Origin of the sequence: Micromonospora sp. NPDC005087, from assembly GCF_042872965.1 — a bacterium.
GTDB lineage: Bacteria > Actinomycetota > Actinomycetes > Mycobacteriales > Micromonosporaceae > Micromonospora.
In genome coordinates this window covers 140,517-161,647 of sequence record NZ_JBIALB010000013.1, presented here as the reverse complement: position 1 = coordinate 161,647, position 21,131 = coordinate 140,517, and the positions used below count along the sequence as shown (strand labels likewise).

Sequence of the window (21,131 nt, the reverse complement as noted above, 5' to 3'; positions counted from 1 at the left end):
GGCCCGTCCGGCGGGCGCCGCCCGGCACGGGAGGGGTGCTCCCGTGCCGGGCGGCGATGGTCGTCCCGGCGGGTACTGCGGAGTCGGTCAGCTGATGCCGGCGTCGGCGCAGAGCTTGGCGTACGTCCCGGAGCAGACCTCTTCCTTGGTCACGTAGCCGTCGGCGATGACGTCCTTGACGTTCTCCTTGTAGATGGCCTTGGGGGTGAGCAGCACCGAGGGGACGTCCCGGCCGCCCTCCGGGTCCTTCACCGTCTGGCCGGTCTCCTTCTTCTCACCCTTGGCGAGCGCGACGGCCAGGTCGGAGGCGGCCTTGGCCTCTTCCCGGACCGCCTTGTAGACAGTCATGCACTGGTCGCCGGCGAGGATGTTCTGCAGGCCCTCCGGGGTGGCGTCCTGCCCGGTCACCGGCACCTTGCCGTTGAGCTTGTTCTTCTTCAGCACGGAGATGGCCGCGTTGCCGAGACCGTCGTTGGCGGCCAGCACGCCGTCGATCTTGCCGTTGGCCTTGGTGAGCTGCTGCTCGAAGATCGTGGCGGCCTGCGCGTTGTCCCAGGCCGGTACGGCGTCCTCCGGGCCCTTGGTGTATTCCTTGGCGTCGAACTTCGGCTTGAGCACCGAGTCGTAGCCGTTCTTGAACAGGGTGGCGTTGTTGTCGGTGGGGGAGCCGTTGAGGTACGCCACGACCGGGTTCTTGGCGCTCTGGTCGGTCAGGCACTTGACCAGACCTTCGCCCTGGAGCTTGCCGACGGTCTCGTTGTCGAAGCTGACGTAGTACTGGGCCGAGCCGCCCAGGGTCAGCCGGTCGTAGTCGATGGTGGCGACGCCCTGCGACTTGGCCTTGTCGAGCACGGCCTTGCCGGTGCCGGAGTCCAGGTTGACGATCATCAGGGCGGTGACGCCGCTGGTGATCATCTGGTCGGCGATGGTCTGGAAGGCGGTCTTGTCGTTCTGGGCGTTCTGGATGTCGTACTGGACGCCGGCGGCCTTGAACGCCTCTTCCAGGAACCGACGGTCCGCGCTCTCCCAGCGGGCGGAGGACTTGCTGTCCGGAAGGATGACGCCGATCTTGGGGGTCTTGGCGGAGCTGGCCTGGTCGTCGCCGGAGTCGCCGCCACAGGCGGTCATGCTGCCGGTCGTGAGCAGGCCCACGGCGGCGATGGTGAGGAGCCCCTTACGCATGTGCAGGGTCCTTTCGGGGTGGGGGAAGGTGTTCTTTTGTTGTGCCCGGCAACGTATTGCGCCCCGCGCACGGTTCACAAGACCGGCGGAGCGTCAAGTTTGTTGGGAGCGATAACAATTCAGCAACGCGACTGTCACTCCCTGATCATCCAGGGGAAATGACCATGGACGGCAGCCGTCAGCGGGCCTGCAAAGCCGCCGTGCGCGCCTCGGTCAACGCCACCAGATCCGTCGCGGCCAGTTCGAGTTGCAGACCGCGCCGGCCAGCGGAGACATAGATCGTCGGCAGGCCCAGCGCGGAGTCGTCCAGCACGGTCGGCAGTCGCCGGCGCTGCCCGAGCGGGCTGATCCCGCCCCGCACGTAGCCGGTCGCCCGCTCGGCGACCGCCCGCTCGGCCAGCGTCGCCCGCTTGCCGCCGACCGCCGCCGCCAGCGCCTTGAGGTCCAGCTCGCCGGTGACCGGTACGACCGCGACGGTGAGCGCGCCGTCGACCTCGGTCACCAGCGACTTGAACACCCGCTCCGGGGGTACGCCGAGCGCCGCCGCCACCAGCGCGCCGTAGTTCGGCGCGTCCGGCGACACCCGGTACGGGTGGGTGCGATGCGCGATCCCGCGCTTGACCAGCAGTGCCGTTGCCGGAGTGCCCTGTCCCGCCACGTCAGCGAACCTAGTCGACCGGCTGACAGATCAGAACGGTCGGTGCCCCGGCGACCCGGGTGAGCACCAGGCTCGCCGCCGCGTCACCGGTCAACCGCAGGTCCCGCCGGAGCTGCTCCGGAGTGAGCGCGGAACCCCGCTTGAGGATCTCCACCCGCCCGACCCGGCGGTCCCGCAGCAGGGCCCGCAGGCGCTTGAGCGAGAACGGCAGCACGTCGGTCACCTCCAGGCAGCGCGCGTACGGGGTGCGGGTCGGGTGATCGGCGTAGAGGTAGGCGATGCTCGGGTCGCCGAGGGTGGCGTCCAGCTCGCCGGCCAGCTCGGCGACGAGGTGCGCGCGGACCACCGCGGCGTCCGGGTCGTACAGGTAGCGGCGCGTCGGGCCGACCGGAGCCTCGGCGGCGCCCGAGCCGGTGAGCTCGTGGCGGCGGGTCTCGTCGCCGTCCGCTCCCTGCCGGTAGAGCGTGGCGCGGCGGGGCACCTCCGCCAGCTCGCCGCACCAGAGCGCGGCCTCGACCAGGTCGCCGTCCACGCCGACCCACTCGGCCTCCGCGCCCGCCGGGATGAGCGCGTGATCCAGGCCCGGCGCCACCTTGACGACGGTGCGTGGCACCCGCTCGGCGAGCCCGGTGACGAAGTCCCACGGCGGCGAGTAGGCGCGCGGGTCGAAGATCCGCCGCCCGGTGCCGGCCCGGCGACGGGCCGGGTCGCAGAAGACCCCGTCGACCCGGGAGACGTCGAACGTGGTGGCGTCGCCGCACTCGACCGTGAACAGCTCGGCCAGCCCGTGCGCCGCGGCGTTGGCGGCGGCCATCGCGGCGGTCACCGGATCGGCCTCCACCCCGTACACCCGGATGCCGGCGCGGGCCGCGGCGAGCGCGTCGGCACCGAGCCCGCAGCCGAGGTCGGCCAGGGTACGCACGCCGGCCGCGCGCAGCCGGGCGGCCCGGCGGTCGGCGACCACCCGGCGGGTGGCCTGCTCCAGCCCGGCGCGGGTGAGGAACATCCCGGCGGCGGCCGGGCCGAACTTGCCGACCGCCCGATGGCGCAGCTCGGCCTGGGTCAGTGCCGCCGAGGCCAGTGCCGGCGGCACACCGGTCGCGCGCAGGGCCGACGCCGCGACCAGCGGGTCACCGCCGGCCAGCCCGGCCGCCGCCGCGAGCGCGGCCGACCCCTCGGGGGTACGCAGCGCCGCCAACTGGTCGAGATCCACCCGAGCATTGTCCCGGGCCGACCGGACTGGCCGGACAGTGGTGTCAGTCGGTGGGCGTGGCGGCGACGAAGGCCCGCCAGCTCGCCGGGGGGAAGGTGAGCGCCGGCCCGGCCGGGTCCTTGCTGTCGCGCACGGCGACCACGCCGGGCAGGTTGTCGGCGACCTCGACACAGGCGCCGCCGTTGCTGTTGCTGCGGGAGGACTTGCGCCAGGTGGCGTGGGTCAGGTCCATGTCTGCACCACTTCCTCGATCAGCCGGGCGGACTGCCGGCATGGCAGCGCCTCGCCGGTCACAGTCTCCCAGCGCCGCTCCAGGGCGGCAACGTCGTTCGGGCTGTCCACGGTCTGCCCCCGGAGCTGGTTGTCCAGGTGGGCCAGCTCGGCCCCGTTCTGGAGCCGGGCCAGGATGAACGGGCCGTTGAGCCCGACATGCCAGGGAGCGTCGGCCGGCACGACCCGGACCTGCACGTTCGGCTCGGTGCCCACAACCAGCAAATGCTGTAGCTGCTCGCGCATGGTCTCCCGGTCGCCGAGTTGCCGGCGCAGCGTGTGCTCCTCCAGCACCGCGACGAGGTGCGGACGCGGCTCGGCGGCCAGCAGGGACTGCCGGGCGAGCCGGGCGACCACCCGCGTCTCCACCTCGTCGGCGGTCAGCTCGCCGCCCACGCCGAGCATCGCCCGCGCGTACCCCTCGGTCTGGAGCAGGCCGGGGATCACCGTCGGGTCGTACCAGCGCAGCGCCGCCGCCTCCCGCTCATTCTCGTCCCACGGGCGGAACCAGTCCGGCGCGGCGTGGAAGCGGATCAGCTCCAGCATGCCGACGAAGAGACCGCCGGTGTCCAGGGTCGAGTCGATGCGGCCGACGTAGTCCGGCTTGACCGGGCTCTGCCCGGTCTCGACCGCACTCACGTACGACGATGAATAGTTGATCAGTTTGCCCAGCTCCTCCTGGCTGAGCCCGCGCGCCTGGCGTGCGCGGCGTAGCTGTTCGTGCAGGAACGTCAGTGTCGGTATCCGGGACACTCGGCTCCCCTTTCCGCGGCTTCTGGTGGAGGCAACCGACGGTAGGGAGATGGCCACTCTGTGGCGAGGTGTTCCCGGCGTGTTGCGGTAACGACTGGCGGATCTGTGGCGACACGGCGAACGGTGCGTTGGCACTCTCCTTGACGGAGTGCTAGCCACGGAATAACCTGCGATTAGCACTCTCACCCTGAGGGTGCCAGCTTCCGGGTTTCACGACCCGGGTGCGAAACGCCAGGCGGACCGGCACCCGCGACGACGGCCCCGCCCGGTGGCATGTGGCAGATTGACGCTGGTCGGCCCCGCCGGCCAGCAACGAAACCAATACCCCAGGAGGGTATGCCCGTGACTACCGCGACCAAGGTTGCGATCAAGCCGCTCGAGGACCGGATCGTGGTCCAGGCGAACGAGGCTGAGACCACCACGGCGTCGGGCATCGTGATCCCCGACACCGCCAAGGAGAAGCCGCAGGAGGGCACTGTCCTCGCTGTCGGCCCGGGCCGGATCGACGACAACGGCAACCGTGTGCCGCTCGACGTCAAGGTCGGCGACACCGTTCTCTACTCGAAGTACGGCGGCACCGAGGTCAAGTACGCCGGCGAGGAGTACCTGGTGCTCTCCGCCCGCGACGTCCTCGCGGTCATCGAGAAGTAAGCAACCGATCAGTGCCATTGCCCCGGTCCGGCTCGCCGGGCCGGGGCAGTGGCGCTTCGAAGGGACATTCATGGCGAAGATCCTGAGCTTCTCGGACGACGCCCGGCACCTGCTGGAGCACGGTGTCAACGCCCTCGCGGACGCGGTCAAGGTCACCCTCGGCCCGCGCGGGCGCAACGTCGTCCTGGACAAGAAATTCGGTGCGCCGACGATCACCAACGATGGTGTGACCATCGCCAAGGAGATCGAGCTCACCAACCCCTACGAGAACCTCGGCGCGCAGCTGGTCAAGGAGGTGGCGACCAAGACCAACGACGTCGCCGGCGACGGGACCACCACCGCGACCGTGCTGGCCCAGGCCATGGTTCGCGAGGGCCTGCGCAACGTGACCGCCGGGACCAACCCGGCCGGGCTCAAGCGGGGCATCGACGCGGCGGCCACCAAGATCTCTGAGGCGCTGCTCGGTCGGGCCGCGGAGGTCACCGGCAAGGAGTCGATCGCGAACGTGGCGACGATCTCCGCGCAGGACTCCACCATCGGCGAGCTGATCGCCGAGGCGATGGAGCGGGTCGGCCGCGACGGTGTCATCACCGTCGAGGAGGGCTCGATGCTCACCACCGAACTGGACGTGACCGAGGGTCTCCAGTTCGACAAGGGCTTCATCTCGCCGAACTTCGTCACCGACCTGGAGGGTCAGGAGTCCGTCCTTGAGGACGCGTACATCCTGGTCACCACCCAGAAGATCTCGGCGATCGAGGAGCTGCTGCCGCTGCTGGAGAAGGTCCTGCAGAACAGCAAGCCCCTGCTGATCATCGCCGAGGACGTGGACGGCCAGGCGCTCTCCACCCTGGTGGTCAACTCGCTGCGCAAGACCCTCAAGGTCTGCGCCGTGAAGGCCCCGGGCTTCGGCGACCGGCGCAAGGCGATGCTCCAGGACATCGCGATCTCCACCGGCGCCGAGCTGGTCGCCCCGGAGCTGGGCTACAAGCTCGACCAGGTCGGCCTGGAGGTGCTCGGCACCGCCCGGCGCGTCGTGGTCGACAAGGAGAACACCACGATCGTCGACGGCGGCGGCCAGAAGGCCGACGTCGCCGACCGGGTGGCCCAGATCCGCAAGGAGATCGAGGCCTCCGACTCCGACTGGGACCGGGAGAAGCTGGCCGAGCGGCTGGCGAAGCTCTCCGGCGGCATCGCCGTGATCAAGGTGGGCGCGGCGACCGAGGTCGAGATGAAGGAGCGCAAGCACCGCATCGAGGACGCCATCGCGGCGACCAAGGCCGCGGTCGAGGAGGGCACCGTGCCCGGCGGCGGCGCCGCCCTGGTGCAGATCCTCCCGGTGCTCGACGACGACCTGGGCTTCACCGGTGACGAGAAGGTCGGCGTCTCGATCGTGCGCAAGTCGCTGGTCGAGCCGCTGCGCTGGATCGCGCAGAACGCCGGTCACGACGGCTACGTCGTGACCCAGAAGGTCGCCGACATGAAGTGGGGCAACGGCCTCGACGCGGCCAAGGGCGAGTACGTCGACCTGGTCAAGGCCGGCATCATCGACCCGGTGAAGGTGACCCGCAACGCGGTCACCAACGCCGCCTCGATCGCCGGTCTGCTGCTCACCACGGAGAGCCTCGTGGTCGAGAAGCCGGAGCAGGCCGAGCCGGCCGCCGCCGGCGGGCACGGCCACGGCCACCAGCACGGCCCGGGTTTCTGATCCGGTAGCGACACCCGTTCCGGGGCACACCGTCGTACGGCGGTGTGCCCCGGTCCGTCTCCAAATCATTACCGCACCCTGACATGGTTGGCGACCCGCCGAGTTGATCGCGCACACTGGGCCGATGAGCACCACGTCGCGCCGGTACGCCGCGCTGGCCGGAGTCACCGCCGCCGCCATCGCGATCGGGATCGCGGAACCGGTGGCGGTGCTGACCGGGCCCCGGTCGGCGCCGCTGGTCGCGGTCGGCGGGGTGGTCGTCGACGCCGTCCCGGAGTCGCTGAAACAGCTCGCCATCGACATCTTCGGCACCGCCGACAAGATCGCCCTGCTGGTCGGCACCGCGCTGCTGCTGGGCGCGTTCGCCGCGCTGCTCGGGGTGCTGGCGGTGCGCCGGTTGGCCCTCGGCCTGGCCGGGATCGCGGCGTTCGCCGCCGTCGGTGCGGCCGCCGCCCTGACCCGTTCCGGCGCGGACGCCGCCGACGCGCTGCCGTCGGTGGTCGGCGGCGGCCTCGGCGCCCTGGTGCTCTGGCTGTTCATTGCCGGTCCGCTGGAGCTGGACCCCTGGCCCTGGTCCCCACCCAGCCCACTCGCGTCCCATCAGCCGGTGACACCGGCACCGGTGTCGCCAGCCGGCCCTTCGGCGGCGGACGGCCGCGCGGTGCCCGGCACCCCACCGGTGCCGTCCGCCTCGCCGGAACCGGCCGTGCCGCCGGTGTCGTCGGCCTCGCCGGGGGCGGCCGTGCCGCCGGTCTCGTCTGCCTCGCCGGGGTCGGCCGTGCCGCCCCCGGAGTCGGCGGCGCCGGGCGAGGGGGTCGATCCGGAGTCACGGCGACGGTTCCTCACCGGCGCCGGGTTGCTGCTCGGCACGGCCACGGTGGCCGGTCTCGGCGGGCGCTGGCTGGCCGGGCGACGCGGGGTGTCCGCCGCCCGGGAGGCGATCCGGCTGCCCGCGCCGGCTGTCCCCGCACCGGCCCTGCCGGCGGGCGCGGACCTCTCGATGGCCCAGCTCGCGCCGTACGTCACCTCGAACTTCGGGTTCTACCGGATCGACACCGCGCTGGTGGTGCCCCAGGTGGACCCGGCGACCTGGCGGCTGCGGATCCACGGGCGGGTCCGTACCGAGCGCACCTACAGCTACGCCGACCTGCTGGCCCGGCCGTTGGTCGAGCGGTACATCACGCTGGCCTGCGTCTCCAACGAGGTGGGCGGGGATCTGATCGGCAACGCCCGCTGGCTCGGCGTACCCCTGCGCGAGCTGCTGGACGAGGTCGAGCCGGAGGCGGACGCCGACCAGGTCGTCGGCCGGTCGGTCGACGGCTGGACGTGCGGCACCCCCACCGCCCTGCTGCGCGACGGGCGGGACGCGCTGCTGGCCATCGGCATGAACGGTGAGCCGCTGCCCGTCGAGCACGGCTTCCCGGTACGGGTGGTGGTGCCCGGCCTCTACGGCTACGTGTCCGCCTGCAAGTGGGTGACCGAGCTGGAGTTGACGCGGTTCGCCGACTTCGACGCGTACTGGGTGCCGCGGGGCTGGTCGGCCCAGGGGCCGATCAAGACCCAGTCGCGGATCGACGCGCCCCGGGCACGCAACCGCCTGACCACCGGCCCGGTGACCGTGGCCGGCGTGGCGTGGGCGCAGCATCGGGGCATCCGCCGGGTCGAGGTACGCGTCGACGGCGGGCCCTGGCAGGAGGCGGAACTCGCCCCGACGGTGTCGGTGGACACCTGGGTCCAGTGGTCGTGGCGCTGGGACGCCACGCCGGGCGAGCACCGGCTCCAGGTCCGGGCGACCGACGCGACCGGCGAGACCCAGACCGAGCGCACCCAGGGCGTCGTCCCGGACGGCGCCACCGGCTGGCACACGGTCACCGTCACCGTCCGCTGACCGCGGTGGCATGCTGGCCAACCGGGGTCAACCGGACACCAGTCCCCGTTAACCTCAGCCGGTGGAGGCAGGGCGTGGCGGCAGGCGCTCCCTGATCCATGGCTACGGTGTTGCGCGCCGAGCCAGCTGGCTGGAGCTCTTCTTCGACCTGGTGTTCGTGGTCGCCGTGTTCCGGCTCGGCCAGCGGCTGGTGGACGATCCGTCGGCCCGCGGAGTGCTGGTCTTCGCCGGTCTGATCAGCGCGATCTGGTGGTTGTGGTTCAGCTTCTCCTATTTCGCCGACCTCTTCGACGACGACCGCCCACCGAGCCGCCTGGCGCAGCTGACCGCGATGCTGGGGGTGCTCGCGTTGGCAGCTTCCCTCCCCGGTGACGCCGCTGCCGACGCCAGCCGCTTCGCGGTGATCTACGGGCTGCTGCTGGCGCTGCTCACCGCGATGTACGCAGTCGTGGGCTGGCTCGATGTCGAGGCACGGGAATTCTGCTGGTGGAACGCGGCCGGCTTCCTGGCCGCCGCCGGGCTCTGGTGTGGCTCGCTCCTGGTGGCCCCACCCGCGCGGTACGGGGTCTGGAGCGTCGCACTCGTCGTCAACGCCACGATCGCCGGACCGCTGGCCTACGCCGTGGTGCGCCGGGCGCCGACGCAGAAGTCCCACATGCCCGAGCGGTTCGGTCTGTTCACCATCGTCGTGCTCGGGGAGGCGGTCCTGTCGGTCGCGAACGGGATCGACGCCACGGGGTGGCGAGGTGTCTCGGTGGCGACCGGGATCGGCGGTTTCGTCATCGCCAGCGGGGTGTGGTGGGTGTACTTCATCGCCACGTTCGACAGCGAGGCGGGAAACCGGGCGCTGCGTGCCGGGCGGCAGGCGGTGGTCCGGAGCTACCTCTACGCCTACGGGCACCTGCTGGTCTACGCGGCGATCGTGACCGCGGGTGTCGCCGTCGAGCTGGCGGCGGAGGAGGCGGCCCACCGGGGGCCCGGACATGACGTGGCCGGGCGGCTGCTGGGCGGTAGTCAGCTGGCGATGATCGCCGGCTGCGTCATCATCTACCGGGGAATCAGCCTGTCGGTCAGCCGCCGGGTGGCGTTGGCTCAGGCCGGGGTGGGCTTCGTCGCGCTGGTGGTCGCGCTGGGGGGACTGCCGCCGCTGGTGGCGGTGTGGCTCATCGCGGCGGCCTGGGTGGTGCTGGCGGTCGTCGAACAGGGTGCCGCGTCGGGCCGGTCACGCTGACGGCCTTCCCGCCGTGGTGCCGCGACCGCTGGTCACGCTCGGGTCGGCCCGACTCGGCTGGCCGCGGCCCGCCCCACGGTTGGAGCACCGTGAAGCGGGCCGCGAGGTGGTGCCGGGCACGTCAGACGGCGATGCGTCCACCGTCGACGGGCAGCACCGCGCCGTGCACGAAGCTCGACCGCTCGGTGGCCAGGAAGGCGACCGCCTCGGCGATCTCCTCGGCCGAGCCGGGCCGGCCGGCCGGTGCCATGGTGGCCAGCTGGTCAAGGTTGTCCCCCATGCCGGCGGTGCCCTCGGTGCGGGTCGGGCCGGGGCTTACCGCGTTCACCCGGACGCCCTGAGGCCCGTACTCGGCGGCCCAGGACTTTGTGAGCAGGACCAGCGCGGCCTTGCTCGACCCGTAGAGGCTCATCCCCGCCTGACCGAACTCGGCGACCATGGTCGTCAGGTTGATGATCGCGCCGTGGCCGCGCTTCGCCATCTCTGGCGCGAGTTCGGCGACCAGGAAGTACGGGGCCTTCACGTTCAGCGCGAACACCGAGTCGAAGTCCTGCTCGGTGGTCTGCTCGGTGGGGCCGAACGGGTAGATACCGGCGTTGTTGACCAGTACGTCCACCTGCCCGACCAGCTCCCTGGTCCGCGCGGCCAGGTACCGGGCCGACGCCTCGTCACGCAGATCGGCGACCAGGAAGTCCGCCCGCCCGCCTGCCGCACGGATCTCCCGGACCACGTCGCCGCCCCGGGTCTCGTCCCGCCCGGAGATCACCACGTGGGCACCGAGCGTGGCCAGCGCCATCGCGGTCGCCCTGCCGATGCCGCTATTGCCACCGGTCACCAGCGCCGATTTTCCTCGAAGGTCTGTCATCGTTTCTCCACCCACATTCAGTTCCGTCAATCGGCGGCTTCGGTCGGGGCTGTCCCGACCAGTGGGTGCAAGTCGTCCAGGGGCTCAGCGTTTCCCATCGCCCTCTGCGGGCTGCTTATGGCCGCCATAAGCACCGCGGTCGTGCAGCTGCCGGAGCTACTCCGGGTCCCGCAGTTCCAGCGCGGCGATGAAATGACCGAGGTCGCGCCGGTGGGAGTCGGCCGGCCAGGCCGCCCAGGTACGCCGGACCAGGGGATGCCCGACCAGCGGTGACCAGGTGACCGGGTCGGGAATCGGTGGTGACCAGTCGGGTGGCGCCAACGCGAAGGCTGCGCCGGCGGTCACCGCGGCGAGCTTCACCGCGGGGATGAGTTCCTGTCCTTCCGGCGCGACAGGCCCGAGATCGAGTCCATGGCTGCGCAGGATCGCGGTGAGTTCGTCGTACCAGGCGGGGCTCCCGGAGCGGGGGAAGCCCACCCAGCTCAGCCCGGCCAGCGCGTCCAGGCGAATCCCGTCGGGCCCGGCGATCTTGGCGGCCGGTTCGGTGGCCAGCAGCACACCCAGCCGTTCCTCGATGACCAGCACAGCGTCCAGGTCCGGGCCGACCGGGCGTTCTCGGACCAGTCCGACGTCGATGTCGCCGGCCCGCAGTGCGGCGACCTGCGCCGCGGTGGACATGTGGCGAGCCTGCACCCGGGTGCCCGGGTAGGCCGCGGCGAGATCGGCCAGCGGTCGGGAGAGTACGTCGGTGGGGAGTTCCAGCGGGATCCCGAGCCTGAGCACGCTGTCGCCGACGGAGGTGTGCCGGGCGACGGCGGCGACCGCCTGGTCGTGCCGGGCGAGCACCGCGCGAGCCTCGTCGAGCAACGTCATGCCCGCCTCGGTGGCCCGCACTCCGGTGCTGCCACGAATCAGCAACTGCACGCCGAGTTGTCGCTCCAAGGCGTTCATGCTCTGCGACAGCGCGGGCTGGCTCACGTGCAATCTGCGCGCGGCCGCGGACAGACTCCCCTCCTCGACGACCGCGACGAACGCCCGCATTTCCCGTATTTCCACCCGCCCATCACATCACGCAGGCCGATGCCCCTCGCGCGGCGAGCCCTCGGGTGCCTGCTCCGCGATGTGCGTCGACGCCGCGCCCCGGTGCAGAGGCGCGGCGTCGCATGTCGGTGTCGCGGAGGTGAGGCCGCTCAGGCGACGTTGCGCTGGGCCGGGACGGTGGACTTGTGCGGGCGGCCCAGCCGGGCCTCCAGGCGGGCCACGTCGACACGGGCCTGCCGGCGGTCCGCCAGGTCCTCCCAGCCGAGGGCGAGGAGCCGCAGCCGCTCCGACTCGCTGAAGCCGCCCCACACGCCGTACGGCTCGCGGACCGACAGCGCGTGCGCGGCGCACTCGGCGCGGACCGGGCAGGCGCGGCAGACGGTCTTGGCGGCGGACTCCCGACGTAGCCGGGAGGAACCCCGCTCGCCGTCGGGGTGGAAGAACTGGGCACTGTCCCGCCCTCGGCAGGCACCGAGCCGCTGCCAGTCCCATAGGTCGACGATGGGTCCGGGCAGTCTACGTACGTTCGACATCAGCACCCCTCCTCCCGCGCGGCACCGCGAGATCCTTTTGGCCGGCTTCCGGGCGGCGGGCCGCGCAGGCGCACCGTTCCCGGCCTGGATGTCTCGGTACCCGGGCTTTCCCCGGCTCACACGTCTGTGATCGAGAACGCCCCAGATGTTGCGGCTTTTGTCCTATCTGTCGGAAAAGTTCGGAGGATTGCCCGGAACCCCCTCCTCAGCCGACCCCGTCATGGTCTGCTCGTTGGCGGAGAGGAGATCACAGTGCGTACCGTTCTTGTGTGCGTTCGGACACCACTCGCGGCCCAGCACCTGACTTCGGCCGCCGCGCGGCTGGGGCTGTCCGCGATCGTTCGTACCGCCGTCTCCGATCCCGAGGTGATGCTGCGGCTGGCCGAGCGACCGGCCGACGTGGTGCTGGCCGACACGGCCCTCACCCGGCCGGACAGCGCGGGCTTCGTCCGCCGGGTCCTGGCCCGCGCGCCGCAGGCGGCGGTCGTGCTGCTCGGCGCCGAGGAGTCCGAGGCGGCGGCGGCGACCATCAGCGCTGGCGCTCGGGGCCTCATCCAGAACGCCGACCATGACCTGACCAGCGCGGTGGCCAAGGCTCTGCTGCTGCTCACCGCGCCCGGCCGGGCGTCCCGGCAACGGATCACCGACCCGGCCCGGGACACCGCGGCGGTCGGCGGGCGCTCCGCGCCGTCGCTGCGCGGCTCGGGCGAGCCCGGCTGGGGCGCCGCGCCCGGCGAGGGCCCGGCGGGTGTGCCGTCGGTGCCGGTGCAGCGGGGCGACGACGAGGTCGAGCCGGCGACCGGTGAGCCGGAAGCGGACCAGACCGAGCCGCCCAGCCCCGCCCCGAGCGCCCGGCCTGCCCGGGCGGTCGGACTCACCGAGCGGGAGCTCCAGGTGCTGCTGGGAATGGCCGAGGGCAAGAGCAATGCGGAGATCGGCCGGGAGCTGTTCGTCTCGGAGGACACCGTCAAGACCCACGCCCGTCGGCTGTTCCGCAAGCTCGGCGCCCGGGACCGGGCGCACGCGGTGGCCGCCGGGTTCCGCGCCGGCCTGGTCGCCTGATCCACCACTCCGACGCGACACGGGCCTGATCGTGCTCGATCCAGGATGTAGTGGCTTCCTCGAACCGGGAAGCCACTGTTTCCTTGTTGCAGCACGATCTTGCCGGCTCGAACACCGGGCCGAACGAGCGGGTGGACCGGGTCAGTCGGCGGCGGGGGTGCCCGGTTCGTCCTCGGTGCCCTCGGTCAGGGTGTCGTGCACCCCGTCGGCGTACCCGCGGGCGTAGTCCCAGGTCACGTAGTGGTCCGGGTCCGGGTCGTACGCCGGCTCGTGCACCCGCGGCCGGCCCGAGTTGAGCAGGTGTCGCAGGTTGCCCCGGAGCAGGTCCCAGTCGAAGTAGTGCGGCTCCCGGCAGTCCTCGCACTCGATCACCAGCCCGCGGACCCCGATGGGCGCCAGCAGCGCCTGGTAGATCTCCAGGTCGGCGAGGTCTTCCAGCACATCCTGCCGCTCGACGTCGGTCAGCGGATCCGGCGTCGCGTCGTCGCCCGGATCGTCCAGCCCCGCGGTCGGGTCGGCCGGGTCGCCGTTGAACGGGTCGATGGGCTCGTCGTGCACCCCCTCACCGTAGACCCAAGTCGGTGGGAGCGTCCGCCCCCGGCCCCGCGCCGGGCCGGCCCGCCACCGGAGGAGTCGCCCAGCTCACTGGGTACGATGGGACGACGCGCCGGCACCGTGGCGCGTTCCGGTGCCCGCCCGCGCCACCTCGCTGAAGCCCATCCGAGCAGCTCAGGGGAGCAATCGTGGAAAATTCGCCCAGCACCGACCTTCCGGCCGGCGCCGAGCACGCCGAGCTGGGCGGCCACCTGCCCGAGCTGCCGGCCGGCTCGGCCCGGGTGGTTCCACTCGGGCTCACCTTCGACGACGTGCTGCTGCAGCCGGGCGAGTCGGACGTGGTTCCCAGCCGGGTGAACACCCGTACCCGGCTCACCCGCACGATCGAACTGACCATCCCGCTGCTCTCCAGCGCCATGGACACCGTCACCGAGGCGCGGATGGCGATCGCCATGGCCCGCCAGGGCGGCATCGGCGTGCTGCACCGCAACCTGTCCCTGGAGGACCAGGCCCTCCAGGTCGACCTGGTCAAGCGCTCCGAGTCCGGCATGATCACCAATCCGGTGACCGCCAGCCCGAACGACACCCTGCGCGAGGTCGACGAGCTCTGCGGCCGGTACCGGATCTCCGGTGTGCCGGTGGTGGACGGGGACGGCCAGCTCGTCGGCATCGTCACGAACCGCGACATGCGCTTCGTCTCCGAGCCGGACACGCCGGTGCACGAGATCATGACGCGTACGCCGCTGGTCACCGCTCGGGTCGGGGTGAGCAAGGACGAGGCGCTGGACCTGCTGCGCCGGCACAAGGTCGAGAAGCTGCCGATCGTCGACGACTCGGGCCGCCTGCGTGGGCTGATCACCGTCAAGGACTTCACCAAGAGCGAGCAGTACCCGGACGCCACCAAGGACGACGCCGGTCGGCTGCGGGTGGCCGCCGCGATCGGTGTCGGCGAGGACGCGTACAAGCGGGCCCGCACCCTGGTCGACGCGGGCGTGGACGTGCTGATCGTGGACACCGCGCACGGCCACCAGCGGGCGGTGCTGGACATGGTCCGCCGGCTCAAGAAGGACGTGACGATCGACATCGTGGGCGGCAACGTGGCCACGTACGCCGGCGCGAAAGCGCTGGTCGAGGCCGGTGCCGACGGCGTGAAGGTCGGCGTGGGGCCGGGCGCGATCTGCACCACCCGGATCGTCGCCGGGGTCGGCGTGCCGCAGATCACCGCGATCATGGAGGCCGCCCGGGCGGCCCGTCCGGCCGGCGTGCCGGTGATCGGCGACGGCGGCATTCAATACTCGGGCGACATCGCCAAGGCGCTGGTGGCCGGCGCCGACACGGTGATGCTCGGCAGCCTGCTGGCCGGCTGCGAGGAGAGCCCCGGCGAGCTGATCTTCGTCAACGGCAAGCAGTACAAGGCGTACCGCGGGATGGGCTCGCTCGGCGCGATGCAGTCCCGGGGCCAGGCCAAGTCGTACAGCAAGGACCGCTACTTCCAGCAGGACGTGCTCAGCGACGACAAGCTCGTGCCCGAGGGCGTCGAGGGTCAGGTGCCCTACCGGGGGCCGCTCTCGCGGGTGGCCCACCAGCTGGTCGGCGGGCTGCGCCTGGCGATGGGGTACGCCGGTGCGGAGAACATCCCCGATCTGCACCACCGCGGCCAGCTCATCCGGATCACCGCGGCCGGGCTCAAGGAGAGCCACCCGCACGACATCCAGATGACCGTCGAGGCGCCCAACTACCACACCCGCTGACCATCCCCCAACAACCTGGAGTCCCCCATGCGTGACGTGGTCGAGATCGGGCTGGGCAAGACCGCGCAGCGCGGCTACCACCTGGACGACATCGCCATCGTGCCGAGCCGCCGGACCCGGGACGTCGACGACGTCTCCACCGCGTGGCAGCTGGACGCGTACCCGTTCGGCATCCCGTGCGTCGGGCACCCCTCGGACGCCACGATGAGCCCGGCCTCGGCCGTCCGGCTCGGTGAGCTCGGCGGCCTCGGCGTGCTCAACGTCGAGGGGCTGTGGACCCGCTACGAGAACCCGACCAAGGTGCTGGAGGAGCTGGCCGGCCTCGACGAGGACGCCCGCGCCACCAAGCGGCTCCAGGAGGTGTACGCCGAGCCGATCCGCCCGGATCTGATCGCTGAGCGGGTCCGCGAGCTGCGCGCCGGTGGCGGCACGGTGGCGGTGCGGGTGTCCCCGCAGCACACCCTGGCGCTGGCTCCGGTGATCCTGGACGCCGGAGTGGACATCCTGGTCATCCAGGGCACCATCGTCTCGGCCGAGCACGTGTCGACCACCGACGAGCCGCTGAACCTCAAGGAGTTCATCGCCGACCTCGACCTGCCGGTGATCGTCGGCGGCTGCACGGACTACAAGACCGCGCTGCACCTGATGCGTACCGGTGCGGCCGGCGTGATCGTGGGCATCGGTGGCGACGAGTGGTCGACCACGGAATCGGTGCTGGGCATCCGGGTGCCGATGGCGACCGCGATCGCCGACGCCGCGGCGGCCCGCCGGGACTACCTCGACGAGACCGGCGGCCGGTACGTGCACCTGATCGCCGACGGCGACATCCAGACCTCGGGTGACATCGCCAAGGCGCTCGGCTGCGGCGCGGACGCGGTGATGCTCGGGGAGCCGCTGTCGCTCTGCGAGGAGGCGCCCGCCGGTGGTGCCTGGTGGCACTCGGCGGCCAGTCACCCGTCGCTGCCCCGGGGCGCGTTCGAGGTCGCCGGTGAGCCGATCGGCTCGATGGAGCAGCTGCTCTTCGGGCCGGCCGACGAGGCCGACGGCCAGCTGAACCTGTTCGGCGGGCTGCGCCGGGCGATGGCCAAGTGCGGTTACCGCGACCTCAAGGAGTTCCAGAAGGTCGGGCTGGTCCTCGACCGCTGACCTGTCTCCCGTACGCCGGAAGGCCGGCCCCGCCACGCTGCGGGGCCGGCCTTCGTCGTACCGGGGGCGTCAGCCCTCGGTGAACTCGGGCCGCGCCGGCGTCACTTCTTGAGGTAAATGGTCAGGTCGGACATGTTGCGGTAGCTGGTCGCCGCGAAGTCGAGCGACTGGCCCCGGTTGGCGGCGCCGCCGGGGGCGGTGTCCATCTCCCAGTTGGCGTGGTGGAAGTCCCGCTCGCCGATGGTCTGGAAGAACTGCTGGAAGTTGAGGTCGCCCTCGCCCAGCGGGGTCATCTGGTAGCCGTTGGGCACGCTGGTGTCCCGGTCGCCGTCCTTGGCGTGGAAGAGCGGGAATCGGGTGGTCCGGTCGGCCACGGTGAGGATCGGGTCGAACAGGTCGGTCACCTCGCGGCCCGCCGGGTCGACGTACTTCTGGTGCTTGTAGCGGGCCACGTAGGCCCAGTAGATGTCGAGCTCGAAGAAGACGTACCGGGGGTCGGTCCTGCCGAAGAAGTACTCCAGCCGCCGGACGCCGGAGGAGCGGGTGGGTCGGCCCTGGTCGTCCAGCGGACCGGAGTCGAGCAGGAAGCTGTACGCGACGTCGTGGTTGTGCGTGTAGAGCCGCATGCCCCGGGCCCGGGCCTGCCGGCCCAGCTCGTTCCAGGTGTCGGCGGCGGCGTCCCAGTCGGCCTTGTACGCGCTGTTGGTCGGGTCGCTGCCGGTGCCGATGTTCTTCATGCCGAGTTCCTCGGCGATGTCCAGCTGCTGCTGGAAGGTGGCCGCCTGGATCGAGGCGTGGGTGCCGTTGGCCACCAGGCCGTTGTCGTCGAGGATCTTGCGGATCTCGCGGGGCGTGATCTGCCGGCCGAGGATGTCGGTGCTCTGGGTGTAGCCCGCGAACTCAATCTCCTTGTAGCCGATCTCGGCGAGCCGGGCGAGAACTCGCTCGAAGCCGTACGGCACGCCGCTGTCGTCGGGCGCGGCGGTGATCCGGTCCCGGACGCTGTAGAGGATGATGCCGCGGTTCCTCGACGGGATCAGCGGTTCGACCCGAAGCCTGCTCTTCCCCTTGTCCTTGCGGTGGGCGAGCGCCGGGGTGCCGGTGGCGAGGACCGGCAGGCCGGCCGCGCCGAGTGCGGCGGCCGCGCCGGCGGACGCGGCGAGCAGTGACCGACGGCTGAGCCGGCCGGGAGAGGAGGCGTCGGGTGCGGTGTGGTCTGGCATCTGTTCCACCTTTCGCGACGGCGGTTGCCGTCGATGTCGATCAGCAGACGTGCGACGAGGGTCAGGTCGCGGGGCGCCGCCGAGTGACCGTTCCGCATTCCCGGCGGCCGGGAGCGTGCGGGTGCCGCGAGGTCGAAGGGGCAGGTCCACGCCGCCGTCACGGCGGGTGGCAAGGGACGGTCGTCCCGTTCAAGCGCGACCGGCGTGAATGTTCCGAACGCATTACATCTTGGTGACAGACAGTAACGTCGATCGAAGCCGAAAGAAAGTATTGATCAGAGCCAACTTTTGTTTGATTCAACGAAAGCAGCTGATGGTCTTCGATACCGGCTTCCCGCCCGGTGGTGCTGGCTAGGCTCGTCGTGACCCGGGAGGCCGCAGGAGGAGTGTGCATGGTCGTGACCGGACGGACATCGGCCCGCCGCCGGCTCGCCGCCGCCGTCACCGCGCTGACCTGTGCGATCGCGGTGGCCACGGCCGGCTGCACCCACGACGACGACGGGTTCCGGCCCGGTGCCGCCGACGCCGGAGACCCGTACGTCCCGGGCCGTGGCAACGGCGGCTACGACGTCACGCACTACGGCCTGGACGTCCGCTACGACCCGGCGACCGACCGGCTGACCGGCCGGGCCGCCATCACGGCGACGGCCACCCAGGACCTGTCCCGGTTCAACCTGGACCTGGCCGGGCTCGAGGTCAGCGCGATCACCGTCGACGACGCCCCCGCCGAGCACCGCCGCGACGACGGCGAGCTGGTGGTGACACCGCCCGCCGGGCTGCCGCGCGGCCGGGCGTTCACGGTCGCGGTGGAGTACGCGGGCGTGCCCACCGCCATCGCCGACGGGGAGCTGGGCAGCGGCGGTTTCCTGCACACCGCCGACGGAGCGGTCGCCCTGGGCCAGCCGGACTCCGCCGCCACCTGGTTTCCGGTCAACGACCACCCGTCCGACAAGGCCAGCTACGACCTCGCGGTGACCGTCCCGGACGGCCTGTCGGTGCTGAGCAACGGGGTGCCCGGGCCGAAGAGCAGCGCCGACGGCTGGACCACCTGGCGTTGGTCGGAGCGCACACCGATGGCCAGCTACCTGACCACGCTGGTGATCGGCGACTACCGGGTGGTGAGCGGCAGTCACGCCGGCCGGCCGATGGTCACCGCGGTGGCGGCGAGCATTCCGGCGACCGGTGGCGCGGCCGACTCGTTGGCCCGTACCGGCGAGATCGTCGACTTCCTGGCCAGCCGCTTCGGCCCGTACCCGTTCGACTCGTACGGCGGGATCGTCGTCGCCGACGACCGGATCGGCTACGCGCTGGAGACCCAGTCCCGCCCGGTCTACGGGCCCGCCTTCTTCGACGACGACCGGCCCAACCCGGGTGTGGTCGCGCACGAGCTGGCCCACCAGTGGTTCGGCGACAGCGTCTCGCTCAGCAGGTGGGGCGACATCTGGCTCAACGAGGGCTTCGCCAGCTACGCCGAGTGGCTGTGGGAGGAGCACGACGGCGGTCGCACCGCGCAGCGCAACTTCGAGCTCCAGTACGCGGCGACCGACTGGTCGCAGCCGTCGGTCGAGCCGGGCCGGGAACGGATGTTCGGGACCGCCGTCTACAAACGCGGAGCGCTCGCCGTGCATGCGCTGCGCCGGACCGTCGGAGACGACACCTTCTTCCGCATCCTGCGTACCTGGACCGCCGAGCGGGCCGGGGGCAACGCCACCACCTCCGACTTCGTCGCGCTGGCCGAGCGGGTGGCGAACCGGCAGCTGCGCCCACTCTTCGACGCGTGGTTGGTGGGCGGTGCGGCACCCACCCTGCCGTGACGGGGCCGTGATGGTCGGTCGATAGGCTGCCGCCCTGCGGCCGGCGGGCGGACGCCGTTCGCGTGGGGCGGCGCAGGCCGCCGCCGTACGGGGGAGGGCTCGTGATGTGGGTGACGAGGCACAGGCTGCGGGTGTCTGCCGGTCTGCTGGTGACCGCGGCGCTCGTACTGTCCGGATGCGACTCTTCGACCCCGGAGGCGGCGCCGCCCATAGGTGCCTCCCCGACGCCGTCGCGGACGTTCGCCCCCGGCGCGGCCGGGGTCGGTGACGCCTACTTCCCCACCTACGGCAACGGCGGCTACGACGTCGGCCGGTACACCGTCAAGGTGCGTTACGACCCGGCGAAGGACCAGCTGACCGGCAAGGTCACGGTGCAGGCCACCGCGACCGCCGACCTGTCGGCGTTCAACCTCGACCTGGCCGGCCTGACCGTCAGGACGGTCACCGTGGACGGCGCCCCGGCCACCCACACCCGGCAGAAGAACGAACTGGTGATCAAGCCGGCCGCCGGCCTGATCAACGGCAACGGATTCGTCGCCGAGATCGGGTACGAGGGGCAGCCGAAGCCGTTGAAGAACGAGGTGCTCGGCGACGGCGGGTTCCTGCACACCTCGGACGGTGCCATCGCGCTGGGCCAACCCGAGTCGGCGAGCACCTGGTTCCCGGTCAACGACCACCCCTCGGACAAGGCGGCGTACGACTTCGAGATCACCGTCCCGGACGGTGTGACCGCTGTCAGCAACGGCGTACCGGGTGGCAAGACCAGCAAGGACGGCTGGACCACCTGGAAGTGGTCGGAGAAGTCGCCGATGGCCAGCTACCTGAGCACGCTGGTGATCGGCAAGTTCCGGATCACCACCTCCGAGCACAAGGGAAGGCCGGTGTACAGCGCGGTCACCACGAAGGTGGCCAAGGGTGCGGCGGACGCCTCGATCGCGAAGACCGTCAAGGTGGCCGACTACCTGGAGAGCGTGTTCGGGCCCTACCCGTTCGACGCGTACGGCGGTGTGGTGGTCTCCGACAGCCGGATCGGCTACGCGCTGGAGACCCAGAGCCGCCCGGTCTACTCCGCCGCCTTCTTCCGGCAGGGCGAGAACACCGAGGTGGTCGCGCACGAACTGGCCCACCAGTGGTTCGGCGACAGCGTGGCGCTGGCCAAGTGGGAGGACATCTGGCTCAACGAGGGCTTCGCCACGTACGCGGAGTGGCTCTGGGCCGAGCACACCAGGGAGTACACCGCCGAGCAGGCGTTCGACAGCCGGTACGCCCAGGTGCCGGCGCAGGTGTGGACGACGCCGCCCGGCAAGCCCGGGGTGAAGGGGCTGTTCAGCGAGTCGGTCTACCAGCGCGGCGGGATGACCCTGCACGCGCTGCGGGTCGCCGTCGGCGACAAGGCGTTCTTCGAGATCGTCAAGACCTGGGCGGCGGAGAAGCGCAACGGCACCGCCACCACCGCCGAATTCGTGGCGCACGCCGAGCGCATCTCCGGCAAGCAACTCGACAAGGTCTTCGACGCCTGGCTCTACGGCACGAAGAAGCCTCCCACCCCCAAGCCCCTCTGATCCCGCCACGGTCCCCGCGATCCGGTCA

At 71.5% G+C, this 21,131-nt stretch carries 19 protein-coding genes; 9 read left to right on the top strand and 10 right to left on the bottom strand.

Going from position 1 to position 21,131, the window contains the following annotated elements:
- Nucleotides 1-87: 87 nt before the first annotated feature.
- The 5 genes from ACFYPS_RS26595 to ACFYPS_RS26575 form a co-directional block, all read right to left on the bottom strand.
- The gene (locus ACFYPS_RS26595) at nucleotides 88-1,182 is read right to left on the bottom strand and encodes a substrate-binding domain-containing protein (RefSeq protein WP_354964730.1); all 1,095 of its coding nucleotides are present in this window, start codon (nucleotides 1,180-1,182) and stop codon (nucleotides 88-90) included.
- Nucleotides 1,183-1,360: 178 nt separating this feature from the next.
- A complete protein-coding gene (gene ybaK, locus ACFYPS_RS26590; RefSeq protein ID WP_354964729.1) occupies nucleotides 1,361-1,840 on the bottom strand; it encodes a Cys-tRNA(Pro) deacylase in 480 nt (159 codons plus the stop codon).
- A gap of 10 nt (nucleotides 1,841-1,850) precedes the next feature.
- A complete protein-coding gene (locus ACFYPS_RS26585; RefSeq protein WP_354964728.1) occupies nucleotides 1,851-3,053 on the bottom strand; it encodes a methyltransferase domain-containing protein in 1,203 nt (400 codons plus the stop codon).
- A 43-nt stretch (nucleotides 3,054-3,096) separates the two neighbouring features.
- Complete coding sequence (locus ACFYPS_RS26580; protein ID WP_387327793.1) at nucleotides 3,097-3,285, bottom strand: DUF397 domain-containing protein; 189 nt, start codon at nucleotides 3,283-3,285, stop codon at nucleotides 3,097-3,099.
- Entirely contained in the window at nucleotides 3,276-4,076 is an 801-nt protein-coding gene (locus ACFYPS_RS26575) for a Scr1 family TA system antitoxin-like transcriptional regulator (protein WP_387327790.1), read from the bottom strand. Before ACFYPS_RS26575 ends, ACFYPS_RS26580 begins: the two co-directional genes overlap by 10 nt.
- 336 nt (nucleotides 4,077-4,412) lie before the next feature.
- Here ACFYPS_RS26575 and groES point away from each other — a divergent pair, with 336 nt between their 5' ends.
- The 4 genes from groES (at nucleotide 4,413) to ACFYPS_RS26555 (ending at nucleotide 9,551) form a co-directional block, all read left to right on the top strand.
- On the top strand, nucleotides 4,413-4,727 hold the full coding sequence (gene groES, locus ACFYPS_RS26570; protein WP_084757526.1) for a co-chaperone GroES: 315 nt from the start codon (nucleotides 4,413-4,415) through the stop codon (nucleotides 4,725-4,727).
- Nucleotides 4,728-4,797: 70 nt separating this feature from the next.
- Nucleotides 4,798-6,432, top strand: coding sequence for a chaperonin GroEL (gene groL / locus ACFYPS_RS26565; RefSeq protein WP_354964727.1), 1,635 nt, complete (start codon nucleotides 4,798-4,800; stop codon nucleotides 6,430-6,432).
- Between the two features lie 124 nt (nucleotides 6,433-6,556).
- Nucleotides 6,557-8,320, top strand: coding sequence for a molybdopterin-dependent oxidoreductase (locus tag ACFYPS_RS26560; protein ID WP_354964726.1), 1,764 nt, complete (start codon nucleotides 6,557-6,559; stop codon nucleotides 8,318-8,320).
- Between the two features lie 61 nt (nucleotides 8,321-8,381).
- Entirely contained in the window at nucleotides 8,382-9,551 is a 1,170-nt protein-coding gene (locus ACFYPS_RS26555; RefSeq protein WP_354964725.1) for a low temperature requirement protein A, read from the top strand.
- Nucleotides 9,552-9,672: 121 nt separating this feature from the next.
- On the opposite strand, the gene ACFYPS_RS26550 is transcribed toward ACFYPS_RS26555, so the two are convergent.
- From ACFYPS_RS26550 to ACFYPS_RS26540, 3 genes are all read right to left on the bottom strand, one after another.
- Nucleotides 9,673-10,416 (bottom strand): SDR family oxidoreductase, encoded by a 744-nt coding sequence (locus ACFYPS_RS26550; protein ID WP_354964724.1) that lies wholly within the window; start codon nucleotides 10,414-10,416, stop codon nucleotides 9,673-9,675.
- 156 nt (nucleotides 10,417-10,572) lie between these two features.
- Complete coding sequence (locus tag ACFYPS_RS26545) at nucleotides 10,573-11,472, bottom strand: LysR substrate-binding domain-containing protein (protein ID WP_354964723.1); 900 nt, start codon at nucleotides 11,470-11,472, stop codon at nucleotides 10,573-10,575.
- Between the two features lie 134 nt (nucleotides 11,473-11,606).
- Nucleotides 11,607-11,990: a WhiB family transcriptional regulator gene (locus ACFYPS_RS26540; RefSeq protein ID WP_354964722.1), complete on the bottom strand. Its 384-nt coding sequence runs from the start codon at nucleotides 11,988-11,990 to the stop codon at nucleotides 11,607-11,609.
- Nucleotides 11,991-12,242: 252 nt separating this feature from the next.
- On the opposite strand from ACFYPS_RS26540, the gene ACFYPS_RS26535 reads away from it, so the two are divergent.
- On the top strand, nucleotides 12,243-13,052 hold the full coding sequence (locus ACFYPS_RS26535) for a LuxR family transcriptional regulator (RefSeq protein WP_354964721.1): 810 nt from the start codon (nucleotides 12,243-12,245) through the stop codon (nucleotides 13,050-13,052).
- Between the two features lie 141 nt (nucleotides 13,053-13,193).
- On the opposite strand, the gene ACFYPS_RS26530 is transcribed toward ACFYPS_RS26535, so the two are convergent.
- A complete protein-coding gene (locus ACFYPS_RS26530; RefSeq protein ID WP_354964720.1) occupies nucleotides 13,194-13,610 on the bottom strand; it encodes a DUF5319 domain-containing protein in 417 nt (138 codons plus the stop codon).
- 185 nt (nucleotides 13,611-13,795) lie between these two features.
- Between ACFYPS_RS26530 and guaB the strand changes: the two genes are divergently transcribed.
- Together guaB and ACFYPS_RS26520 are read left to right on the top strand one after the other, a co-directional pair.
- Entirely contained in the window at nucleotides 13,796-15,358 is a 1,563-nt protein-coding gene (gene guaB, locus ACFYPS_RS26525; protein WP_354964719.1) for an IMP dehydrogenase, read from the top strand.
- A gap of 27 nt (nucleotides 15,359-15,385) precedes the next feature.
- Nucleotides 15,386-16,504: a GuaB3 family IMP dehydrogenase-related protein gene (locus ACFYPS_RS26520; protein WP_354964718.1), complete on the top strand. Its 1,119-nt coding sequence runs from the start codon at nucleotides 15,386-15,388 to the stop codon at nucleotides 16,502-16,504.
- Between the two features lie 101 nt (nucleotides 16,505-16,605).
- Here ACFYPS_RS26520 and ACFYPS_RS26515 read toward each other — a convergent pair whose 3' ends face one another.
- On the bottom strand, nucleotides 16,606-17,727 hold the full coding sequence (locus ACFYPS_RS26515) for a sugar phosphate isomerase/epimerase (protein ID WP_354964717.1): 1,122 nt from the start codon (nucleotides 17,725-17,727) through the stop codon (nucleotides 16,606-16,608).
- Nucleotides 17,728-18,119: 392 nt separating this feature from the next.
- On the opposite strand from ACFYPS_RS26515, the gene ACFYPS_RS26510 reads away from it, so the two are divergent.
- Both ACFYPS_RS26510 and ACFYPS_RS26505 read left to right on the top strand, forming a co-directional pair.
- The gene (locus tag ACFYPS_RS26510) at nucleotides 18,120-19,541 is read left to right on the top strand and encodes a M1 family metallopeptidase (RefSeq protein WP_354964716.1); all 1,422 of its coding nucleotides are present in this window, start codon (nucleotides 18,120-18,122) and stop codon (nucleotides 19,539-19,541) included.
- 104 nt (nucleotides 19,542-19,645) lie between these two features.
- Complete coding sequence (locus ACFYPS_RS26505) at nucleotides 19,646-21,103, top strand: M1 family metallopeptidase (RefSeq protein ID WP_354964715.1); 1,458 nt, start codon at nucleotides 19,646-19,648, stop codon at nucleotides 21,101-21,103.
- Nucleotides 21,104-21,131: the final 28 nt, after the last annotated feature.

Coding starts and splice junctions, on each gene's coding strand:
- ACFYPS_RS26595 (WP_354964730.1), bottom strand. CDS start 1,182: ATGCGTAAGGGGCTCCTCACCATCGCCGCCGTGGGCCTGCTCACGACC.
- ACFYPS_RS26580 (WP_387327793.1), bottom strand. CDS start 3,285: ATGGACCTGACCCACGCCACCTGGCGCAAGTCCTCCCGCAGCAACAGC.
- groES (WP_084757526.1), top strand. CDS start 4,413: ATGCCCGTGACTACCGCGACCAAGGTTGCGATCAAGCCGCTCGAGGAC.
- groL (WP_354964727.1), top strand. CDS start 4,798: ATGGCGAAGATCCTGAGCTTCTCGGACGACGCCCGGCACCTGCTGGAG.
- ACFYPS_RS26560 (WP_354964726.1), top strand. CDS start 6,557: ATGAGCACCACGTCGCGCCGGTACGCCGCGCTGGCCGGAGTCACCGCC.
- ACFYPS_RS26550 (WP_354964724.1), bottom strand. CDS start 10,416: ATGACAGACCTTCGAGGAAAATCGGCGCTGGTGACCGGTGGCAATAGC.
- ACFYPS_RS26540 (WP_354964722.1), bottom strand. CDS start 11,990: ATGTCGAACGTACGTAGACTGCCCGGACCCATCGTCGACCTATGGGAC.
- ACFYPS_RS26520 (WP_354964718.1), top strand. CDS start 15,386: ATGCGTGACGTGGTCGAGATCGGGCTGGGCAAGACCGCGCAGCGCGGC.
- ACFYPS_RS26515 (WP_354964717.1), bottom strand. CDS start 17,727: ATGCCAGACCACACCGCACCCGACGCCTCCTCTCCCGGCCGGCTCAGC.
- ACFYPS_RS26510 (WP_354964716.1), top strand. CDS start 18,120: ATGGTCGTGACCGGACGGACATCGGCCCGCCGCCGGCTCGCCGCCGCC.
- ACFYPS_RS26505 (WP_354964715.1), top strand. CDS start 19,646: ATGTGGGTGACGAGGCACAGGCTGCGGGTGTCTGCCGGTCTGCTGGTG.